Here is a 20798-nt window from a genome sequence, read left to right as displayed (position 1 = left end):
TGATGTTCTTGGGCTCGAAGGTGTCTGCCATGGGTCTCCTCTCTGGATCCGCCACAAAAAGACGGTCGTTGATCTTCTCTATTCTGGCCTTCTAGCTCCGCTCTCCCATGGCCTCGCCGAAGGCGACGGCGAAGCGGGGGTCGGCGGCGGCCATGCGGGCGTTGGTGGCGATCCAGCCGGCGGGGGTGCCGGTGTCGAAGCCGGCGGAGGGGTCGATGACGAGGGCGTAGAGCTCCTCCTCGGCGAGCAGGCGCACCATCGCGTCGGTGAGCTGCACCTCGCCGCCGGCGCCGGCTCCCTGATCGGCGAGCAGCCCCATCACGCGCGGGCTCAGCAGGTAGCGGCCCACCATGAACAGGTTGGAGGGGGCGTCTGCCGGCGCGGGCTTCTCCACGAGGCCCGTCACGCGCCACGTGGCGCCCGGGGCGTCGGGGGCGGCCCCGCCCACGAGCTCGCCGGCGATCACGCCGTAGCGCGAGACCTCCTCGGCCGAGCACGGCGCCACGGCGACGACCGACGCGCCGCCGTGGGCGCGGCTCACGCGCAGCATCTCGGGCAGGATGGCACGGGAGGGCACCACGTAGTCGCCCAGGAGCACGAAGAAGGGCTCGTCGCCCGTGGCGTGGGCCGCGCAGCGCACGGCGTGGCCGAGGCCGCGGGGCTCGGACTGGTAGCAGAAGGAGACCGGCATGGAGCCCGCCTCGGCCACCGCGTCGGCGTAGGCCGCCTTGCCGCGGGAGCGCAGCAGGTCCTCCAGGCCCGGGTCGCGCGTGAAGTAGGACGCGATCTGGGGCTTGGAGGGGCTGGAGACGATGACGCAGCCGTCGACGCCCTCCGGCTCGAGCGCCTCCTCCACGACGTACTGGATGACCGGTCGGTCCAGCACCGGCAGCATCTCCTTGGGCGTCACCTTCGTGGCCGGCAGGAAGCGGGTGCCGAGGCCTGCGGCAGGGATGATGGACTTCATGTAATAGGCCCTTCTCACAAAGCTATGTAGGCCCCAAAAGGTTATTGGGAGGGGCTCAGCCGGGCAAGGGACAATCAAGAGAGGGCACCGAAAACCACGATGAGCATAGACGCGGGCCATCCGAACCCAGACGCGGGCCATCCGAACCCAGAATCGGGGGTGCACGATGGCCCAGGGAATTGCCTTAAGCCTAAACGGGCGGTATGCACACTCGGCTCCGCCCGCCAAAAGAGTCGGATACGAGGCTTACCCATCCTTGAACACGAATGGGGAGGATGGCCCGCACGCAAGGACGATCAGCGCGCTCGGCCCCGTTTTCAAAACAATGGGAAATGGAGCGCCTCTCCCCCAGCCAGGCAAAGGGAGCGGGCGCGCACGGCCTGGAACGGTCGGCGCGCCCGCGCATCGCCCTAGAACAGGCCGATGATGTTGCCCTCGTCGTCCACGTCGATGTTCTCGGCTGCCGGAACGCGCGGAAGGCCCGGCATCGTCATGATGGCGCCGGTCTTGGCAACCACGAAGCCCGCGCCCGCGGACACGCCAAGCTCGCGCACGGTGATGCGGAAGTCCTCGGGGGCGCCCAGGCGCTTCGCGTCGTCCGTGAAGGAGTACTGGGTCTTGGCCACGCACACCGGCAGGTTCCCAAAGCCATCCGCCTCGAGCTGCTTGAGCTGGCGCGTCGCCGCCGGGGCCAGGTCCACTCCGTTGGCGTGGTAGACCTTCTGCGCGATGGCGTCGAGCGCCTCTCGCACGGACACGCCGCCCTCGTAGGCAAAGCGGAACTCGGCCGGCTGCTCGAGCAGGTGCAGCACCTCACTCGCGAGGGCCTCGCCGCCCTCGCCGCCCTTGGCCCAAACCTCCGAGAGGCGCACGTTCACGCCGAGCTCGGCGCAGCGCTCCTCGACGAGCGCCAGCTCCGCATCGGTGTCCGTGGGGAAGCGGTTGAGCGCCACAACCACGGGGAGGCCAAAGACCTCCTGAATGTTGTTGACGTGACGCAGAAGGTTGGGCAGGCCGTTCTCGAGAGCCTCGAGGTTCTCGGCACCCAGCTCTGCCTTGGCAACGCCGCCGTTGTACTTGAGGGCTCGCACCGTGGCCACCACCACGCACGCATCGGGCTTGAAACCGGCCATGCGGCTCGTGATGTCGCAGAACTTCTCGGCGCCGAGGTCTGCGCCAAAGCCTGCCTCGGTGATGGCAACGTCGCCGTAGCGCATGGCCATGCGCGTTGCCATCACGGAGTTGCAACCGTGGGCGATGTTGGCAAACGGGCCACCGTGGACAAAGGCCGGCGTGCCTTCGAGCGTCTGGACGAGGTTGGGCTTCAACGCGTCCTTGAGCAGGGCTGCCATGGCGCCGGAGGCCTTGAGGTCACCGGCCGTGACCGGCCGCTTATCATAGGTGTGTGCAACGACCATGCGGGCCAGACGCTCCTTGAGGTCGCGAATGGAGGTTGCCAGGCACAGAACCGCCATGACCTCGGAGGCAACCGTGATGTCGAAGCCGTCCTCGCGCGTGACGCCATCCGCCACGCCGCCGAGGCCGTCAACCACGTGGCGCAGCTGGCGATCATTCATGTCGACGCAGCGCTTCCACGTGATGCGCTTGGGGTCGATGCCGAGCTTGTTGCCCTGCTTGATGTGGTTGTCGATCATTGCCGCGAGCAGGTTGTTGGCGGCGCCGATGGCGTGGAAGTCGCCCGTAAAGTGGAGGTTGATGTCCTCCATGGGGATGACCTGGGCGTAGCCGCCGCCGGCTGCGCCGCCCTTGATGCCAAAGACGGGGCCGAGGCTGGGCTCGCGCAGGGCCACCACGGCATTGGTCCCCATGCGGCGCAGGGCGTCTGCAAGGCCGATGGTGGTGGTGGTCTTGCCCTCGCCCACGGGCGTGGGGTTGATGGCCGTCACCAGCACGAGCTTGCAGGGGTGCTCGGGTTCCTCGCGCAGAACGCTGCAGTCCACCTTGGCCTTGTCGAAGCCGTACGGTATGAGCCGGTCAGGCTGAATGCCGAGATTGGCGGCAACCTCGGTGATGGGCAGGGGCTTGGCGGCCTGGGCAATCTCGATGTCAGAAGGCATGGGCTACTCCTCTCCTCGCTCGGCGGCAAGCGTGCGCTCGAGCTCCTCGTACTCCTCTGGGACCTTGCCAAACTCGGACTGAAACGCAACCGACACCGCCTGGGCCTGCTCACGGCGCAGGTTGGCGAGCGAGGGGCTGCCGGCAGCATCATAGGCATCGCCCAGGCGAAGCAGGGTGTAGCTCACGTAGCCTGCCACCGAGTCCGCGATGCCCGTGAGCTCCATCATGGTGACGAGGGACTCCGGGGCAAGCGACAACGCCGTGGCACCGTCCAGGTCCATGAGCTTGCCGATGGCTGCCTCGACCTCCTCGATGGCCTCCCCGTTGGCCTCGAGAACGGCCGGCCGGAGCCAACGAGCAAGCACGTCACCAAATTGGCGGATGATCTCGTTTATGTAGTCGCGTTGCAGCATGGTCTACATCCTAACTGTCTCTTGGGGCTAGGAGGGCACTCGTCCCGATCAGCACCGAATTGCGCCAGCCCAGTTCCGGCTAAACAAGCAGACGCTCCACCCCCACCACACGAAGCGCGCCAACCAGAGCCCAAGTGGGCGCATGCCAGCCAAACCCAGCGTGGCGCGCGCCCAATTTGCGTCAAACGAGTGCGCCCGCGTCACATCTGGGTGCGTCATTGCACGCCACCAACCTTACCCCGCATTCGGCGGAGGGGTGAGGCCAAGGTGCTCGAAGGCAGCGGCCGTTGCCTGGCGCCCCTGCGGCGTACGGATGATGAGGCCGCACTGCAACAGGAAGGGCTCGTAGACGTCCTCGAGCGTGGAGGGGTCCTCCCCTACCGAGCTCGCTATGGTGGACAGGCCCACGGGGCGGCCGCGGAAGGTCGCCGCGAGCGCCGTGAGAATCTTGGTGTCCATCCAATCCAGGCCAAGCTCGTCGATCTCGAAGAAGCTCATGGCCTCCGCCGCAACCTCTGCCGTAACGGCCCCGCCGGCACGAACCTGCGCATAGTCGCGCACGCGCTTGAGCAGGCGATTCGCAAGGCGCGGCGTGCCGCGACTCCTGCTTGCCACCTCCAGCGCCGCGTCGTGGTCTATCCGCACGCCCAGGATGCCGGCCGAGCGCTCCACGATCTGGGCGAGCTCCTCCACCGTGTAGTAGTCCAGGCGAAACGAGATGCCAAAGCGGTCGCGGAGCGGGCCCGTGAGCAAGCCCGTACGCGTTGTGGCTCCGATGAGCGTGAAGCGCGGGATGTCGAGGCGGATGGAGCGTGCCGCTGGGCCCTTGCCAATGACGATGTCCAGGAAGAAGTCCTCCATCGCCGGGTACAGGACCTCCTCCACGTTGTGGTTGAGGCGGTGAATCTCGTCGATGAAGAGCACGTCGCCCGCCTCGAGGTTAGTGAGGATGGCCGCGAGGTCTCCCGTGCGCTCGATGGCGGGACCGCTCGTGGTGTGAAGCTTAGACCCCATCTCGTTGGCGACGACGGCGGCGAGCGTCGTCTTGCCCAGGCCCGGGGGCCCCGAGAAGATCACGTGGTCCAGTGGCTCGTGACGGCTCTTGGCCGCCTCGATAAGCACCCGCAGGTTCTGGCGCACGCGCTGCTGGCCGCAGTACTCCTCGAGCGTCTGCGGACGGAGCGTACGGTCAACGTCCAAGTCCTCAGCAGTGAGGTCGGCCGTGACGGGACGCGGGGCGCCCGGGTCACGCGCGGGCGGCTGGCCCACGGGCGGGCGCGCCCCGCCAGCGTCACCAAAGAGGTCCTGGCTGGGGTCTGCCTCCCACATCACGACCTCCTCCCGAGGCGTTTGAGCGCGTACTCGAGCGCTGCCTTGGTGGTGGTGCAGCCGGCCTCCTCGTAGCCCTCAAGCGCAAGTGACGCCTCCTCGCTCGTGAAGCCCATGGCAAGCAGCGCGCCGGCGACATCTGCCTCCAGGCCGCTCGGGCCGCTGGCGGCGGAGGCGACGGCAACCGTCCCGGCACCGCCGCGCATGGGCAGTGCCGCCGCAGTGGCAAGGCCCAGCAGCGTGGGGTCCTTCGCGAAGACACCCTCGAGCTCCAGCAGCAGGCGACCTGCGAGCTTCTTGCCCACGCCCGGCACCGTGGCCATCATGCCGGCGTCCTCTGCCGCCACCACGCCCGCAAGCTGGTTGGGCGTGAAGGTGGAGAGCACCGAGAGCGCGAGCTTGGGGCCCACGCCGGAAATGGCGCAGAGGCGGTCGAACAGCGCGCGCTCCTCGCGGGAGGCAAAGCCAAAGAGCGCGAGCGAGTCCTCGCGGACGAGCATGCGAGTGAGCAGGGTGACGCCAGGCGTCCCCACCTGCGGCAGCGACGACGACGTGGCGCCCGACACGCCAAGCTCGTAGCCAACGCCCTGGACATCGAGCACCACGTGGGTGGCCGTCACCTCCACGAGGGTGCCTGTGAGCTGGACAATCATATGCTGGCCTTTCTGGTCTGGCTTGCCGCGGCAAGGGGGGCCTGGCCCATCCGGCCCCGGTCGTGCTCGGTGGACGCCACCGCGCCGGCGCGCGCCGCCACGAGCGTACGAGCCGCCTCGCCGTCCACGGCGGCGCTGGCCGCGAAGGTGCGGCTCAGGTTGGCATGGCACACGGCAGCCGCGAGGGCATCCGCGCAATGGTCTGGCTTGGGGTCGTGGTCGAGCTCAAGGACGCTGCGCACCATGTAGGTGACCTGGCGCTTGTCCGCCGCGCCCGTCCCCACCACGGCCTGCTTGATCTGCATCGGGGTGTAGCTGCCCACGTCCACGCCGCATTGGGCGCATGCCACGAGGGCGGCGCCACGGGCCTGGGCGGTGAGGATGGCCGAGCGCGTGTTCTGGCCAAAGTAGATGTCCTCGATGGCCACGCTCTCTGGCCTGTAGCGCCCGATGACCTCGGAGAGCTGCGCGCAGATAGTGCCGAGGCGCAGGTTGAGCGCCACGTCTGCCTCCGTGTGGATGCAGCCATATGCGCGGGCCCGCATGAGCGAGCCCCGTGTCTCGATCACGCCCCAACCCGTGTTAGCCAATCCTGGGTCTATGCCGATGACGACCATGCGCCCCCTCCCGCCTACCTGGGCCCCGCCTGTCGTCAGCGGAGCCAATAACGAACATGCGTTCCACTATAGCACGGACCGGGCGAGGGATCGTCCCTCGAGAGCGAGGGTTGTGCGGTCTTGCCGCCAGACACGAAGTCGATGAGGAGGCTGCCTTCGTGAGCAAGGGTGATGACGTCCACCCTCGCCGTCGGGCGTCTCATGCGGTCGGCCCCTCGCAGCCGAGGGCTGCGAGGGGCCGTCAGACGCACGGGATGGTGTCTGCGCAGCTACGACGACGCGGCTAGTTGTCCGAGAACAACCCGAACCAGGGTCCCTCGGAGCCGGGGGCGCCACCGGACCCCTTGCCTCCCTGTCTGCGCAGGCGGTTTCCGGCAGAGAGGTCCTGCAGGAATCCCATCACCTCAGAGAGTCCCTGGGGTACCTCGCCCGAGGCGACCGGCTGCTCCGGCCCGTCCCCATCGGACCCACCAAGCCCCAGTGAGGAGAGTGACTGGGCAATCTCGTCCAGCGCCTCGGCAAGGTCCTCGGGGCCGGGCGCCTCGGGAGCGCCGGAGTGGCCACGGTCTCGCCAGGCATCGGCGACGGGCGTCTCCATCTCGCCGAGGGAGCGCGCGGAGACCACCGGGTAGCGCGGGCCCGAGCGGCGCGCCGCCTCGCAGGCGCGCACGCGCGCAAAGATGCGCAGCACCACGTCCTCATCGAGGCCCGAGATGGCGTAGCCACCCGTTCCGCCTCGGTCGACATGCGTGAGCAACACGGCGTCGAGACGGCTCACGGCAAGCTCGGGGCGCGTCGTGCCCTCCTCCACGCCCAGGCCGGAAGGCACTATCACGCGGGCCACCGAGCCGAGCGCAATCACCGGCGAGATGGCGTTTCGGTAGCGCGCGAGCCGCTGCACGTCCGAGCGGTACACGTCGCCAAAGGGCGCAAAGGCGTCCGCCCGGCACACCGGCGCCGGGCTGCCCTCTCCCAACCCAACGGCGAGCGAGGTCTTGTCATCGGCGGAGAGCGCCAGCAGAGACCCCGCCCGTGCCATGGAGCCCAGGCGCGCCTGCACGAGGCCCGCGGCCAGCTCGCTTGCATCCGCCTCACCGCCAAGCATGGTTACCACACGCTCGAGCTCACGGGCAGAAAGCTCGTCCACGTCGCGAATCCGCAGGCTACGGGCCGTGGCGCGCGCATCCGCGAGCGAGGGCCCGTCCTGGGTGCACACGAGCGCGCTCACGCGCATCGGACCCAGCGCGTCCACGGCGAGCGCCGCCACGGCGGCCGATGACAGCGTGCCGTCGAGCACCACGGCAGCCCCGGCAAGCCCGCGCTTCTCTACCTGGTCGCGCGTGGCGAGGGCGCAGGCGTCCCACAGGAAGCGCGAGCGATCGTAGCCCGCAGGCCTGGCGGCCTCCGCCAGAGGACCCTCGGACAGCACGTCCACGCCGCAGACCAGCAGGTCCTCCACAAATGACGGTGCTGCGGCCGCAAGCTCGCCCCAGGGCGACAGCACAAAGCTCCCGCCGCAGTAGACGGCGTCCTCGTAGGCGCCCACGGCATTGGCCGCCACGAGCCAGGAGTTTGCCTCGGAGGCCTCGCTGAGAAAGCACCCGTCCGCCACCGCGGGGGCCAGGCAACTGGCCTCGTCGTCCGTGTTGAAGCCGTCCATGGGCAGGTAACAGACCACGTCCGCCGCAGCGTCGCCGAGCGCAAAGGAGTCAAGGTCGTCGTAGGTGAGCGCGATGCCCACGTCCACGCCCGAGATCTGGACCACCGCAGGCCCCAACGCGGAGGACGCCGGGCCAACCTCCTCAGCGAGGTCAATCATCTCGTCCGCTAGGTTCTGGGTGCCGGAGGCCTCGCGGATATTCTGCGCGAGCGCGGAGACGCCCTGGTCGCCGGCACCGGAGAGCCACGTGGCAAACGCGAGGGGAATCGTCTCCCCATCCCGCACGAGCGCCACGTCCGAGGCGGTCATGCCGTCCGCGTCGAACATGAACGGCACGAGGCTCGGCACCTCGAGGCCGTGCGCCAGCTTGGTCATGGCCTCGGCGGCGTCGGCGACATACGCCTCCGCCTGGGTCAGGGCGCCCGGCTCGAGCCCCATGAGGGCGGGCACGGGGAACACGAGCAGGTCTGCCCCCAGGCTTTTGGCGCGCCTGCCATAGGCGAGCATGCGCTCGACCGTGGCGTCGAAGTCCCCGGCCCTGGTATTCATCTGCGCGACGGCAATCTTCATGGATGCTCCTCAGGCTCCTCGCCCACATATGACGAAAGGGCGGGCGCCGGGTCCTTCCCCGACGCCCGCCCGGGCTCATGCTCGTACTCGACCCCTTGGACCGCCCGCCGTGAGAGCTCACCTGCGTGACGTTCCGTCGAGAGCGCGGGGGCAGGCCTTCCGGCCCCGCCTGGCGCGCGCCTCGCAAAGGCTAGGCCTTGTACTCGGCCTTCCACAGACCGTGCAGGTTGCAATACTCGTAGACCGTGGTGTCTGCAGACGGCTTGCAGAACGTGGCCTCGGGGGCCTCGCCCGGCTTGAGGTACTTGAAGGTCACGGAGCCGTCGGCACGCTCAAGGGCGACGAAGTTGATGTAGTGCTCGTCGAGCATGGGGTGAGCGACCTCGCCCACCTTCACGACCAGCTTGTTGCCGTCGACGGACAGTGCCGGCACGTGCTTCTCGGTGGCGGCGTCGGTGGTGTTGGCCTTGAGCTCGACCATCGGCACGCCACAGCACTGCGGGGTGCAGGAGCCCTCGACGACCTTGTAGACGACCTCGCCACACTTGGCACACTTGTAGAACTTGAGACCCATAATGGCTCCTCTCTCGATGCGGCGAGCCCGCGGCCCGCCGCCGGCCACCTTTCCCCGGATGGCCTTATGTCATTGTATGCCCACGGGACGCGGTTGCTAAGCCCGCGGGAGCAAATGCTAGTCAGATTGTAGCATTTGCTCCCGAAGGACGGGAGAACACGCCAGGGGTCGAACGCGGCCGGCATCAAGCGCGGCAGGCGTCAGCACGATGGGACGCGTCCACGCCCGAGACTGATTCGAAAACGACAGGCACGTCCGCTGTCCAACAACTATCCCGCTACGCGACGATGGCCACGCCGTCCTTGCCCACGAGGTCCTGCACGCGGGCCATGAGCATCACGTTCTTGGCGTCCACCTTGGCCGGTACCTCCATGCGCAGGCGGTTGCCGTCGGCGCTGTCAACGAACAGCTCCACGCGATCCATGCCCGGGTGCAGCTCGAACACACCCTGAAGCCGCTCCAGCAGCATGCGCGAAAGGGCGCAGGACTCCAGCATCACCTCGAGGACCTTGGGCTGGTTCGTCTTGTCCGAGAGCTCGAGCGGCTCGATGGCACTCGCGAGGAACTGGTCGCCGCGGTCGCTCCTGTCCACGCGGCCCATCACGCGCACGAAGATGTCGCCGGCCTGCTCGCCCGTCTCGTCCACCTGGCCCGCCAACACCGCGGCGCACTTCTTGTATGTCTTGGGGAACACGACCACATCGATCTCGTTCTCCATGTCCTCGAGCGACACGATGGCCATGGGGTCACCGTTCTTGGTGGTGCGCTTCTGCACGCCCGAGACCATGCCGGCGAGCCAGATGGTCTTCTCGCCGCTCACGTCCACATGCTTCACCTCGCCGGTGACCGTGGTCTTCTCAAAGCCGGTGAGCACCTGCGTGATGGTGTAGTCGCGCGCCTTGGAGAGGGCGTACTCGTACGGGCGCAACGGGTGGTCGGAGACGTAGATGCCCAGCACCTCGCGCTCCTGGGCCAGCTTGAGCGAGCGGTCCCACTCGATGCCGTCGGGCTCGGGCACGTCGTTCTCAAAGCCGGAGTCCTCCACGTCGGCGAACATATCGAACATCGAGACCTGGCCGGCCGCGCGGTCCTTCTGGCGCTTGGCCGCCGCGTCCATGATGTTCTCGGGATTGTTCTTGTCCACGAAGCCCATGAGCTGCATTCGCGTGTAACCCGTGGAGTCGAAGGCGCCTGCCTTGATGAGGGCCTCCACCACGCGGCGGTTGCACTGGCTCGGGTCCACGCGCTCCACCATTTCGTGCAGGTTCTTGAACGGGCCGCCCTTCTCGCGCTCGGCGATGATGGTCTCGGCCACGCCCTCGCCCACGCCGCGGATGCCGGCGAGGCCGAAGCGCACGCCCTCCTTGACGGCCGTGAACATGGTGCCGGACTCGTTGATGTCTGGCGGCAGGATGTCGATGCCCTCGTGGCGGCAGGCGGAGACGTAGTGCACGATCTTCTCCGTCTTGCCCGTGTAGGAGGTAAGGACGGCCGCCATGAACTCGTTGGGATAGTGGGCCTTGAGCCAGGCCGTCTGCATGACGAGGATGGCGTAGCCGGCGGAGTGCGACTTGTTGAACGCGTAGGACGCGAACTCCAAGACGTCGTCCCAGATCTTCTGCGCAACCTCGCGCTTGTAGCCGTTCTTGACCGCGCCGTTCATCCAGTGGTCATAGGTGGTCTCGTCGCTTCCGTCCTCCCAGTGGAAGACGGTGCTCGTGAGGAGCTTGATCTTCTTCTTGGCCACCGGCTTGCGGATGCGCGAGTCACTCTCGCCCTTGGAGAAGCCGCACATCTCGACGGAGATGAGCATGACCTGCTCCTGGTAGACCATGGTGCCGTAGGTCTCGCCCAGGATGTCGTCCAGGCGCGGGTCATAGGAGACCGCGGGCTCCTTGCCATTCATGCGCTTGATGTAGGAGTCCACCATGCCGGCGCCGAGCGGGCCCGGGCGGTAGAGGGCGATGAGAGCGACGATGTGCTTGTACTCGGTGGGCTGCATGCCCTTGATCGTGGCCGTCATGCCGCCGGACTCGACCTGGAAGACGCCCGCCGTGTTACCCGAGCCCAGAAGCTTGTAGATGGCCGGGTCATCGAAGGGAATCTCGTCCAGGTTGATGTCCAGGCCGTAGTTGGCCTTGATGTTGGCCTTGGCGCGGCTGAGCACCGTGAGCGTGCGCAGGCCCAGGAAGTCCATCTTGAGCAGGCCCATGTCGGCCACGGTGTGGCCCTCGTACTGGGTGATCTCCACGCCGCCCTTGGTGTCGAGCTTGGTGGGCACGTGCTCATTGACGGGGTCTCGGCAGATGAGGACGGCGCAGGCATGCACGCCCTCGCCGCGGATGAGTCCCTCGAGCGAGAGGGCGCTGTCGATGATGCGGCGCGCGTCCGGGTCTGAGTGGTAGGCGTCCACGAAGTCCTGCGAGAACTGGTCCTCCTTGCCGGCCACCTTCTCCATCGTGGACTTGAGCGTGGCGTTGGGAGCCGCGCTGATCATCTTGGAGAGCTTCTGACCCATGAAGACCGGGTAGTCCAGCACGCGTGCGGCGTCATTGATGGCCTGCTTGGCCTTGATGGTGGAGTAGGTGATGACGTGCGTGACCTTCTCGGGGCCATAGAGCTGGCGGACGTGGTCCACCACCTCCAGGCGGCGCTCGTCGTCGAAGTCCATGTCGATATCGGGCATCTCGGTGCGCTGCGGGGAGAGGAACCTCTCGAACATCAGGCCGTTGGACAGCGGGTCGAACGTGGTGATGTCCATGGCGTAGGCAACGAGGGCGCCAGCGGCAGATCCTCGGCCGGGACCCACGCCGATGCCGTTCTGCTTGGCCCAGCGCACGTACTCCTGCACGATCAGGAAGTAGGCCGCGAAGCCCTTGTCGCAGATGATCTTGTACTCGTACTCGAAGCGCTCCTTGACGTTGACGCCACCGATGGTCTGGGTGGCCCAGTCGTCGCCGTAGCGCTTGGCCAGGCCCTCCTCGCACTCGCGACGGAACTGGCTCTCGTGGGTCTCGCCCGGGTCGAGCAGCGGGAACTTCGGGAGGATCATGGAGTCCCAGTCCAGCTCGACGTTGCACTTGTCAGCGATCTCGAGCGTGTTGTCGCAGGCCTCCGGGCACCAGGAGAAGAGCTCGCGCATCTCCTCCTCGGTCTTCATGTAGAACTCCGAGCCCTCCATGCGCATACGGTTGTCGTCGTCCACCTTGGCGTTCATGCCGATGCACATCATGAGGTCCTGCACCGGCGCGTCGTCGCGCGTGAGGTAGTGGAAGTCGTTCGTGGCGATGACCTTGAGGTCCAGCGAGCGGGCCAGCTGCACGAGCTGCTCGTCGAGCTGGCGGTCCGTCATGCCGTTCTCGAAGGTGAGGCCGTGGTCCTGGATCTCGATGTAGAAGTCGCCGGGGGAAAAGATCTCCTTGAAGGTGCGGGCCCACTTGAGCGCCTCGTCGGGCTGGCCGTTCAGGATGTGGCGCGGGATGATGCCCGAGACGCAGGCCGAGGTGCAGATGACGCCCTCGGCGTGCTCCTTGAGCATGTCCAGCGTGGTGCGGGGCTTGTAGTAGAAGCCCCGCACCGCCGCGTCGCTCATCATCTGCATGAGGTTGATGTAGCCCGTCTCGTTCTTGGCGAGCAGGATCATGTGGTAAAGCTCGGGCTTCCTGTCACGTGCGAGGGTGTTGTCCGGCGTGAAGTAGGCCTCGCAGCCGAAGATGGGCTTGATGAGCGGCGTGGGCTTGCAGGTGGAGAGCGCCTCGTCGCCGGCCTCGTAGGCGGCCACGTCGCGCTCCCACTGGGCATAGGCCTCAGGCTCCTCGTCCTTGTCGGGGACGTGAATCTCGCGGCCCTTGGCGTAGTTGTCCTTGTCGTGGAACCACTGCTGCCAGTCGGCCTGCTTGTGGTTGTAGCCGGCGCAGGCGAGGTCCAGGTCTGGCACGCCGTACATGTAGCCATGGTCCGTGATGGCCACGGCCGGCATCTTCTGGTCCACTGCGCGCCTCACCATCTCGGCGACACGCGTGGCGCCGTCGAGCATGGAGTAGTCCGTGTGGTTATGCAGATGCACGAAGGCCATGGGGCTCCTTTGCTGGGAGTTATTGGCTGATGCGCGGGTACGTCTGGGGCCGTTTCCCCCAATGCTGGGAAGGCGTGTCTCGCGCGGGCGCGCTCAGGCGCGTCAATCTTGATACTAGAGTACTTATCGGCGCTTAGGGCGTGCCTCGCGCTGGCGCGCTCAGGCGCGTGCCCGCCCTCTCACGGGGACGTAGCTTCCGGGGTCGTAGCTTCTGCCGTCCCGCGGACGATCGGGCGCATCCACTGGCCCTGAGCCGGTTTTTCTCTACCAGACCGTCTCACGCGGGCCTGCGGGCACGTCACTTGCGGCGAATCGAGGATAGCGCAGCCTTGCGGCCCATCACGGAAACGGGATACGAAAACAAGCGCTACGCCACCCGCCCGGCAGCCCAGACACCCTCATCCAGCTCCGCAAGATTCTCGAGCAGGCCCTCGAGCAAGCCCGTCCGCACCGCATCCACGACCACGGTCTCGTTCATCCTGTCCGCACGCCAGATGAACGTGAGCAGGGCGAGCACGAGCCTATAGTCCATGGCGCGGGCATCGAGGCTTGCCCAGCCAGACCCCACGTCCACGCCAAAGCTCTCGAGCGTGGAAAAGCAGCGGGGGTCGGCCAAGCCGGCGCGCTCGAAGTCGGGAATCCAGGCGTAGGCCTCGAGCGGCACGCGCTCGTACGGGTTCTCCGTCGCCGCCATGCGTTCGCGCGCGCTTTCGATCTCGCCGACGTGCCTCGTAACCGCCTCAAACATGGCCGCTCCCCTCGTCCTGGCCTCGGCATCCGCGCCAAAGGCTCCCCGGCACTTGGCAGCAGCCTATCTCGCATTGCGGACAATAAGTCTCAGAGCTAGTGGCTCGAGGAGAGGTCCCCGGGATGCGCGGTAGTGACGACGCGCTCGAGGATCGCGTCGCAGGCGTCCTTCTGCGAGATGGGGTACGAGAAGGTCACCGTGTAGGTGCTGCCCGACCCCACGTAGGTCTTCACGTAGACGTCGCGGTCGCCGTCGAAGTAGGAAACGACGCTCCACGTGCTGCCCTTGGCCTCGTAGGACGTGTCGTGGCCGGCGGAGTTGGCGGCATGCACGCTGTCGACCGTCTCTCCCGTGGCGTTGTTGTTGCCGGCGACCGTGATGCGCATGTCCGTGGATGGGTTGGTGAAGACGACGCCAGCGCCGTTCGCGGCGGTCTCCGTCTGGGCGAAGCCGGCAGGAATCTCGATGGAGTAGCCGTAGCGGTCGTTGGAATACGTAAAGTCCGAGGTGGCAGGCGCAGCAGACGTGGTTGTGGTGCCGCTCGAGTTGGTTGTGGCGGCGCTTGTGGAGGCAGTCGTCGCGGCAGCGGCGGTGTCTGCCGGCACCGTTGTGGAGGCCTCCGTTGCGGCAGCTTCTATGGCGGCTGCCTCGGTGGTGGCCGCAGCGGCAGTTGCCGCGTTGGCGCCGTCGACGGGCCGCGGGGGCTTGAGCATCATGGCCACGGCAACGCCGCAGGTGGCTATGACGGCCACGCAGGCGCAGACGATTGCCGGCGTGCGATAGTCCTTCATGTGCCCGGCGGGCGCGGGAATGCCCGCCTCATGACCCGCCTGGTAACCAGGCTGCTGGGGCACCGACTTGTAGCGTGGCTGAGTTCCTCCTTGATAGCCAGACACCTGATAGCCGCCCTGCTGACCGGGGACTTCGTAGGCGACAGGCTGCTGCGCGGCCTTCTGCCCAGGGGTACGATAGCCCGCCTGTTGGCTCGCGGTTTGATATTGCCGCTGGTATCCCCCATTGAAGCGAGGGTTGCCCGCAAGCGGTGACAGTGGCTGGTAGGGCACGGCCCCCTGCGAGATCGTGCCCGGGACGGCACTGGGAGGCACGACGTCTGTCTGTGCAACGGCGACGGGCGCGTCACCCGGGCGCCAGGTCTGAACCGGCGGCTGGACCATAGTCACCTCAACGGTCTCGCGGCCAGCGGGGAATGCGTCGTCAACCACCTGCGTGGGGCCGGGCACACCGGCACCGGACTCGTCGCCGTTACCCACGGCGTCGCCGGCAATTACGGCGCCCCTTCCGCCCGGCCTCCCCTCGCCCGCGGCTTCATCCACCGGCGTCTCGTCATCAAGCGCGTGAACGGCCATCTTGCCGTCCTCGTCAGACCAACCGAAGGTCTTTGCCTCGCCCTCTGCCTTAGGCCTGTCGCCGTCAGAATAGACGCGCGCACCGCAAAGGGTGCAAAACATCGCGCCGTCCGGCAGCTCGGCACCGCAATGATTGCAATACATATGTCTCCCGACCTCGTTTTGCTAAGCCTGACTCTAGCAGCCCCGTACAACGCCAGCGCAAACGCCGCAGAAAAGCCGCGAGTTCAGGCGCAAAGGAGTACCGACTCGCTCTGTTCAAGGTATCCCTTGTTTTATTCTTCCGTCTGTGAAGTGGCTTTTCGGGGGTAGCCAAGTATCGACGCCTGCAAAATACGAGGTAGACGAAGTGCCATGTCTATCAGCTACTTGGTCACTCGCCAAAACCCACTTCACACTCGCAAAAAATAAACAAGGGATACCGGAACCGCGGAGCTCGAACGACACAACGGAACCGCGAGAGCTCGAACGACACAGGCCGCCCGCGACGGAAGCAATGGACCCAGACGTAGTGGCGCTTGGCGCGCGTGGCCGGCTTCGGTGCGCCGAGCCCCTGCCATCCGCGTAACAGATTGTTAATACCTATTAACCCGGTAGGGTATTGACCATCTATAAACGTCGGCGTATAACATCCTCAGCCAAGCGAGACGCGGAGGTACTTCGCAGAGACGAACGAAAGCGCACCACGCCTGGACGGAACAGCAAACAAGGCAAGCATAACGCGGCACACGCGCCTACATAGGCACTGACGAGCACATGTGTCGTCGCAGCCAACAGCCGGCAGCACGCTGTCGCAACCAACCGAGGGAGGTGCCCCATGAACGTGATGACCCGTAACACCACCACCATGATGTGTCTGCGAATGCAGTGCTCCCGGGCGCCTTCCCGCTCTGTGGCCTAGCCCGGCAACCTCGCGTTGCCAAGTCGGCACAGACATCCCACCCGCGCCCGGGAGCCCTGAGCTGCTGGGCGCGTTTTTGTGCCCACTGCGGCTCCCCCCGCGCCACGAACCACCCCTACCCTCGTACACTAGAACGCATGCACGGCCACAGCGGCCCCAACCCAAGGAGGAGCACATGCCCGCCATCACCCCCGAGACCGAGAAGACCTTCCACTTCGAGACCCTGCAGGTCCACGCCGGCCAGGAGGCCCCGGACTCCGCCACCGACTCCCGCGCGGTACCCATCTACCTCACGAGCTCCTACGTCTTCAAGGACTCCGCCACCGCTGCCGGCCGCTTTGGCCTCACCGAGCCGGGCAACATCTACTCTCGCCTCACCAATCCCACCGTCTCCATCTTCGAGGAGCGCATCAACGCGCTCGAGGGCGGTGTGGGCGGCCTCGGCGTTGCCACGGGCTCCGCCGCCATCACGATCGCCGTCCAGAACATCGCCACCTCCGGCGACCACATCGTGGCGTCCACCAACCTCTACGGCGGCACGCTCAACCTCTTCGAGCACACCCTCGCCGAGCAGGGGCTTTCCGCCACGTTCGTGGACCCCGCGGACATCGAAGCCGTAAAGGCCGCCGTTAAGCCCAACACCAAGCTCCTTTATGCCGAGACCCTCGGCAACCCCAACTCCGACGTCCTCGACATCGAGGCCTGGGCCGAGGTCGCCCACGCCGCCGGCGTGCCTCTGATCGTGGACGACACGTTCTCCACCCCGTACCTGTTCCGCCCGCTCGAGCACGGCGCCGATATCGTCGTGGCCTCCGCCACCAAGTTCGTGGGCGGCCACGGCACGGCCATGGGCGGCTACATCGTCGACGGCGGCAAGTTCGACTGGGCCGCGCAGGCCGACAAGTTCCCCGGCGTCGCCAAGCCCAACCCGAGCTACCACGGCGTTGTCTTCACCGAGGCCGTGGGCGCCGCTGCCTACGTCACCAAGGCCCGCGCCACCCTGCTCCGCGACCAGGGCGCCACGCTCTCTCCGTTCAACGCGTTCATCCTGCTCCAGGGCCTCGAGACGCTGTCCCTGCGCGTCGAGCGCCACGTCGAGAACGCCCTCAAGGTCGTCGAGTTCCTGAACGGCCGCGATGACGTCGAGGCCGTCAACCACCCGAGCCTTGCCACCGGCCACGCCAAGGAGCTCTACGACAAGTTCTATCCCAACGGAGCCGCCTCAATCTTCACTTTCGAGATCAAGGGCGACGCCGAGCGCGCCAAGAAGTTCACCGAGAGCCTGCAGCTCTTCAGCCTGCTTGCCAACGTCGCCGACGTGAAGAGCCTCGTGATTCACCCGGCGTCCACCACGCACTCCCAGCTCACCGAGGCCGAGCTGCTGGCCGCCGGCATCAAGCCGAACACGATTCGCCTCTCCATCGGCACCGAGCACGTCGACGACATCATCGCCGACCTCGAGCGTGGCTTCGAAGCCGTGAAGTAGTCCAGGCCCACAGACTCGCCCAAAGGGCCCGGCTGGCAGTGACTCGCCAGCCGGGCCCTTCTTGTAGCCGCATCGCCCAGACCACGCCCTAAGTCGCACACCATAGTCTTAGCCTATGCGCTCGCATACGCAACGCGCTGTGGTCCGCTGCCCTCGCCCGTGAAATACTGGTCAAGTTACCTCGACAAAGGAGACTCACATGGCATCCACCCACGCCCCGTTCCGATACGACGTCGTTGGCAGCTTCCTACGCCCGGACGTCCTCAAGCAGGCGCGTGCCGACCACAAGGCCGGCCTCATCGACGAAGCCGCGCTCGAGGTCGTCACCGACGAGGCCATCCGCGACCTCGTTGCCAAGCAGAAGGCCCATGGCCTTCGCGCCGTGACCGACGGCGAGTTCCGCCGCCGCTACTGGCACCTGGACTTCCTCGCCGAGCTCGGCGGCGTCCAGGAGGTCACGGCCGAGCACTGGAGCGTCCACTTCCAGGGCCACCAGCCCAAGGCCGCCACGGTGGTCATCGCCGACAAGCCGAGCTTTGGCGAGCACCCGTTCCTGGCGCACTTCGACTTTATGAAGTCCGTCGCCGGCGACGCCCTCGTGAAGCAGACCATTCCCTCCCCCTCCATGCTGCACCTCATCTGCTGCGTGCGCGAGGAGAACTACCAGCCCATCGAGCGCTATGCCGCAGACGAGGACCTGCTCTACCACGACATCGCCGAGGCCTACGCCGACGCCATCCGCAAGTTCGACGACCACGGCTGCCGCTACCTGCAGTTGGACGACACGAGCTGGGGCGAGTTCTGCGACGCCCAGAAGCGCGCCGCCTACGAGGCCCGCGGCCTGGACATCGCCAAGATCCAGCGCAAGTACGTCGAGATGATCAACGAGGCGCTCGAGGCCAAGCCGGCCGACATGGTGGTCACCATGCACATCTGCCGCGGCAACTTCCGCTCCACCTGGTTCTCCTCCGGCGGCTATGACCCAGTGGCCAAGACGCTGTTCGAGAACTGCAAGGTGGACGGCTTCTTCCTGGAGTACGACTCCGACCGCGCCGGCGACTTTGAGCCGCTCGCACACATCGCCAATCAGCGCGTGGTGCTGGGCCTCGTAACGTCCAAGGAGCCGGGCCTGGAGGACGCCGACGCCCTGCGCGCCCGCATCAAGGAGGCCGAGAGGTACGTGCCGCTGGACCAGCTCTGCCTCTCGCCGCAGTGCGGCTTTGCATCCACGGAGGAGGGCAACATCCTCACGGAGGCCGAGCAGTGGGCCAAGGTGGACCTCATCCGCGAGGTGGCCGAGAGCGTCTGGCAGGACGCGTAACCAAGCCGTGCGATATCACGGTTAAGGATGTCGAGACCGTAGCCGTAGGTCTTGGTCTTGTCGGCGTCCTCCTCGTTGCCGTCCTCGTCATACGGGTTGTCGGCCATGCCAATTTTGGGCTGAATGAAGCGAGTGGTCATGGACATGCCAATCTTGCAGGGCGTCGCGCGCCTATACAATTAAGGGGTGCACACATCCCCGGAGGCTTGCCCTCCCCGCGCGGTGAGGACTGCCCGCATGATTGAGATCTCCAACCTGAACATTCCGCTCGCCAAGCTCGACGGCACGCCCGAGACCGAACGCGCCGTGATTCGCGCCGCGGTGCTCAAGCGCCTGCATGTGGCACCCGACGGCCTGCTGGGCGTCGAGCTGCACCGCCGCTCCATCGACGCCCGCAAGAAGAGCGCCGTGCACCTCACCTACACCGTGCGCGCCCAGCTCCGCGGCGGCGAGCGGGTCGAGCGCACCACGCTCGCCAAGCTGGCGCGCCGCCGGGACGAGCGCGGCCTGCGTATCATCGCGCCCAGCTCCCCCACGCTGCCGGCTCGCGTGGCGCTTGGCACGGGTGCCCGGCCCGTGGTGGTGGGCGCCGGCTGCGCAGGCCTGTTCTGCGCCCTGGCGCTAGCCTCGGCCGGCATGGAGCCGCTGCTGGTAGAGCGCGGAGATGACGCCGCGCGTCGCGGCGAGGCCGTGAGCCGCTTCAACAAGACGGGCATGCTCGACCCCGAGAGCAACATCCAGTTTGGCGCGGGCGGCGCGGGCACCTTCTCGGACGGCAAGCTCACCACGGGCACCAAGAGCCCGCTGCACCGCTTGGTGCTCGACACGTTCGTGGGGGCGGGTGCCCAGCCTGAGATTGGCTGGGACGCCAAGCCACACATCGGCTCGGACGTGCTGCCGCGCGTGGTGGACGGTATCTGCCGGCGCATAGTCGAGCTGGGCGGCGAGGTGAGGACACGCACGAGGCTCGCGGGGATTGAGTTCTCTGCCGGCGCCGAGACGTACGCCGTGGCTGCGGGACGCACGCGACGCGTGTCGGCCGTGCGGCTCGAGCGCCGCGAGGAAAGCGGCCTTCTCGTTGAGGAGCGCATTGCCGCGAGCCAGGTGGTGCTCGCATGCGGGCACTCGGCACGCGACGTCTTTGAGCTGCTACGCGGCCTGGGCGTGACGATGGAGCGCAAGACGTTTGCCATGGGCGTGCGCATCGAGCACCTGCAGGCAGACGTGGACCGCGCGCAGTATGGCCCCTCGGCCGGCCATCCCGCACTGGGCGCCGCGCCGTACAAGCTGGTGAGCCACCTGCCGAGCGGCCGGAGCGCGTTCTCGTTCTGCATGTGCCCGGGTGGCTATGTGGTGGCAGCGGCCAGCGAGCCAGGCGGCGTGGTGACGAACGGCATGAGCCTCGCGGCGCGCGCGGGCACCAACGCCAATTCCGGCCTGCTCGCCAACGTGCTGGCAACTGACCTTCCCGGCGACGACGTGCTCGCCGGCGTAGAGCTGCAGCGCCAGTGCGAGCGCTCGGCCTTTGAGCTGGGCGGGGGCGGCTTCGTGGCGCCGGCGCAGCTGGTGGGAGACTTCCTGGCCGGCACGGCTTCCAGCGGGCCGGGGCACGTGACACCCACCTACCCGCGCGGCGTTGCCTGGGGTTCCGTGGAGGGGTGCCTGCCGCCCTATATTGTGAAGACGCTGCGCGCGGCCATCCCGGACATGGCTCGGCACCTGCGGGGATTCGATAGCGCGGAGGCCGTGCTCACGGGCGTGGAGAGCCGCTCGAGCTCGCCGGTGCGCGTGACGCGCGGGGCAGACCTGCAGAGCGTCTCGCACGCAGGGCTCTACCCCTGCGGCGAGGGGGCGGGCTATGCCGGCGGCATCATGAGTGCGGCCACCGACGGCCTGCGCGTGGCCCAGGCGGTCATCGACGCGGCTGCGGCTCAGGCGTAGGGAGTAAAACCGGCAGCACCGTCTGGGCCAGCACCGGCGAAGATGCCCTGCACCTCGGGGCTCGCCTCGGCCGCGGCGCAGACGGCGAGGTTGCCGC

14 protein-coding genes are annotated in these 20798 nt (G+C 67.1%); 3 read left to right on the top strand and 11 right to left on the bottom strand.

Annotated elements, in window-relative coordinates; all coding sequences use genetic code 11:
• Positions 1-91: 91 nt before the first annotated feature.
• The 11 genes from EFAMC2_RS00755 to EFAMC2_RS00705 all read right to left on the bottom strand — a co-directional run bounded on the left by EFAMC2_RS00755 (position 92) and on the right by EFAMC2_RS00705 (position 15196).
• Entirely contained in the window at positions 92-967 is an 876-nt protein-coding gene (locus EFAMC2_RS00755; protein WP_154026034.1) for a UTP--glucose-1-phosphate uridylyltransferase, read from the bottom strand.
• Between the two features lie 410 nt (positions 968-1377).
• A complete protein-coding gene (locus EFAMC2_RS00750; RefSeq protein ID WP_154026032.1) occupies positions 1378-3045 on the bottom strand; it encodes a formate--tetrahydrofolate ligase in 1668 nt (555 codons plus the stop codon).
• Positions 3046-3048: 3 nt separating this feature from the next.
• Positions 3049-3459 (bottom strand): hypothetical protein, encoded by a 411-nt coding sequence (locus EFAMC2_RS00745; protein ID WP_154026030.1) that lies wholly within the window; start codon positions 3457-3459, stop codon positions 3049-3051.
• Positions 3460-3693: 234 nt separating this feature from the next.
• Positions 3694-4788 carry a Holliday junction branch migration DNA helicase RuvB gene (gene ruvB, locus EFAMC2_RS00740; protein ID WP_154026028.1) on the bottom strand — a complete coding sequence of 365 codons (1095 nt, stop codon included), beginning with the start codon at positions 4786-4788 and terminating at the stop codon, positions 3694-3696.
• Positions 4788-5441 (bottom strand): Holliday junction branch migration protein RuvA, encoded by a 654-nt coding sequence (ruvA, locus tag EFAMC2_RS00735; RefSeq protein WP_154026026.1) that lies wholly within the window; start codon positions 5439-5441, stop codon positions 4788-4790. Before ruvA ends, ruvB begins: the two co-directional genes overlap by 1 nt.
• A complete protein-coding gene (gene ruvC / locus EFAMC2_RS00730) occupies positions 5438-6058 on the bottom strand; it encodes a crossover junction endodeoxyribonuclease RuvC (protein ID WP_154026024.1) in 621 nt (206 codons plus the stop codon). The genes ruvA and ruvC overlap by 4 nt, the downstream gene beginning before the upstream one ends.
• 283 nt (positions 6059-6341) lie before the next feature.
• Positions 6342-8288, bottom strand: coding sequence for a nitrilase-related carbon-nitrogen hydrolase (locus tag EFAMC2_RS00725; protein WP_154026022.1), 1947 nt, complete (start codon positions 8286-8288; stop codon positions 6342-6344).
• A gap of 190 nt (positions 8289-8478) precedes the next feature.
• Positions 8479-8862, bottom strand: a complete 384-nt coding sequence (locus EFAMC2_RS00720; RefSeq protein ID WP_154026020.1) for a desulfoferrodoxin family protein — start codon at positions 8860-8862, stop codon at positions 8479-8481.
• Positions 8863-9139: 277 nt separating this feature from the next.
• On the bottom strand, positions 9140-12937 hold the full coding sequence (dnaE, locus tag EFAMC2_RS00715; protein ID WP_154026018.1) for a DNA polymerase III subunit alpha: 3798 nt from the start codon (positions 12935-12937) through the stop codon (positions 9140-9142).
• 367 nt (positions 12938-13304) lie between these two features.
• Complete coding sequence (locus EFAMC2_RS00710; protein WP_261979956.1) at positions 13305-13631, bottom strand: hypothetical protein; 327 nt, start codon at positions 13629-13631, stop codon at positions 13305-13307.
• Between the two features lie 149 nt (positions 13632-13780).
• Positions 13781-15196, bottom strand: a complete 1416-nt coding sequence (locus EFAMC2_RS00705) for a zinc ribbon domain-containing protein (RefSeq protein ID WP_154026014.1) — start codon at positions 15194-15196, stop codon at positions 13781-13783.
• Between the two features lie 932 nt (positions 15197-16128).
• Between EFAMC2_RS00705 and EFAMC2_RS00700 the strand changes: the two genes are divergently transcribed.
• From EFAMC2_RS00700 to EFAMC2_RS00690, 3 genes are all read left to right on the top strand, one after another.
• The gene (locus tag EFAMC2_RS00700; protein ID WP_154026012.1) at positions 16129-17439 is read left to right on the top strand and encodes an O-acetylhomoserine aminocarboxypropyltransferase/cysteine synthase family protein; all 1311 of its coding nucleotides are present in this window, start codon (positions 16129-16131) and stop codon (positions 17437-17439) included.
• 199 nt (positions 17440-17638) lie between these two features.
• On the top strand, positions 17639-18760 hold the full coding sequence (locus tag EFAMC2_RS00695; RefSeq protein WP_154026010.1) for a 5-methyltetrahydropteroyltriglutamate--homocysteine S-methyltransferase: 1122 nt from the start codon (positions 17639-17641) through the stop codon (positions 18758-18760).
• A gap of 237 nt (positions 18761-18997) precedes the next feature.
• Positions 18998-20701 (top strand): NAD(P)/FAD-dependent oxidoreductase, encoded by a 1704-nt coding sequence (locus EFAMC2_RS00690; protein ID WP_154026008.1) that lies wholly within the window; start codon positions 18998-19000, stop codon positions 20699-20701.
• Positions 20702-20798: the final 97 nt, after the last annotated feature.

It is taken from the genome of Olsenella uli (assembly GCF_901212655.1).
Taxonomy (GTDB): domain Bacteria; phylum Actinomycetota; class Coriobacteriia; order Coriobacteriales; family Atopobiaceae; genus Parolsenella; species Parolsenella uli_A.
The sequence above is the reverse complement of the archived record's forward strand: the minus strand, read 5'-3'. Positions and strand labels throughout refer to the sequence as shown.

Excerpts from the sequence above, each read along its gene's own strand:
- EFAMC2_RS00755 (WP_154026034.1), bottom strand. The coding sequence starts at position 967 with ATGAAGTCCATCATCCCTGCCGCAGGCCTCGGCACCCGCTTCCTGCCG.
- EFAMC2_RS00750 (WP_154026032.1), bottom strand. The coding sequence starts at position 3,045 with ATGCCTTCTGACATCGAGATTGCCCAGGCCGCCAAGCCCCTGCCCATC.
- EFAMC2_RS00745 (WP_154026030.1), bottom strand. The coding sequence starts at position 3,459 with ATGCTGCAACGCGACTACATAAACGAGATCATCCGCCAATTTGGTGAC.
- ruvB (WP_154026028.1), bottom strand. The coding sequence starts at position 4,788 with ATGTGGGAGGCAGACCCCAGCCAGGACCTCTTTGGTGACGCTGGCGGG.
- ruvA (WP_154026026.1), bottom strand. The coding sequence starts at position 5,441 with ATGATTGTCCAGCTCACAGGCACCCTCGTGGAGGTGACGGCCACCCAC.
- ruvC (WP_154026024.1), bottom strand. The coding sequence starts at position 6,058 with ATGGTCGTCATCGGCATAGACCCAGGATTGGCTAACACGGGTTGGGGC.
- EFAMC2_RS00725 (WP_154026022.1), bottom strand. The coding sequence starts at position 8,288 with ATGAAGATTGCCGTCGCGCAGATGAATACCAGGGCCGGGGACTTCGAC.
- EFAMC2_RS00720 (WP_154026020.1), bottom strand. The coding sequence starts at position 8,862 with ATGGGTCTCAAGTTCTACAAGTGTGCCAAGTGTGGCGAGGTCGTCTAC.
- dnaE (WP_154026018.1), bottom strand. The coding sequence starts at position 12,937 with ATGGCCTTCGTGCATCTGCATAACCACACGGACTACTCCATGCTCGAC.
- EFAMC2_RS00710 (WP_261979956.1), bottom strand. The coding sequence starts at position 13,631 with ATGGCGGCGACGGAGAACCCGTACGAGCGCGTGCCGCTCGAGGCCTAC.
- EFAMC2_RS00705 (WP_154026014.1), bottom strand. The coding sequence starts at position 15,196 with ATGTATTGCAATCATTGCGGTGCCGAGCTGCCGGACGGCGCGATGTTT.
- EFAMC2_RS00700 (WP_154026012.1), top strand. The coding sequence starts at position 16,129 with ATGCCCGCCATCACCCCCGAGACCGAGAAGACCTTCCACTTCGAGACC.
- EFAMC2_RS00695 (WP_154026010.1), top strand. The coding sequence starts at position 17,639 with ATGGCATCCACCCACGCCCCGTTCCGATACGACGTCGTTGGCAGCTTC.
- EFAMC2_RS00690 (WP_154026008.1), top strand. The coding sequence starts at position 18,998 with ATGATTGAGATCTCCAACCTGAACATTCCGCTCGCCAAGCTCGACGGC.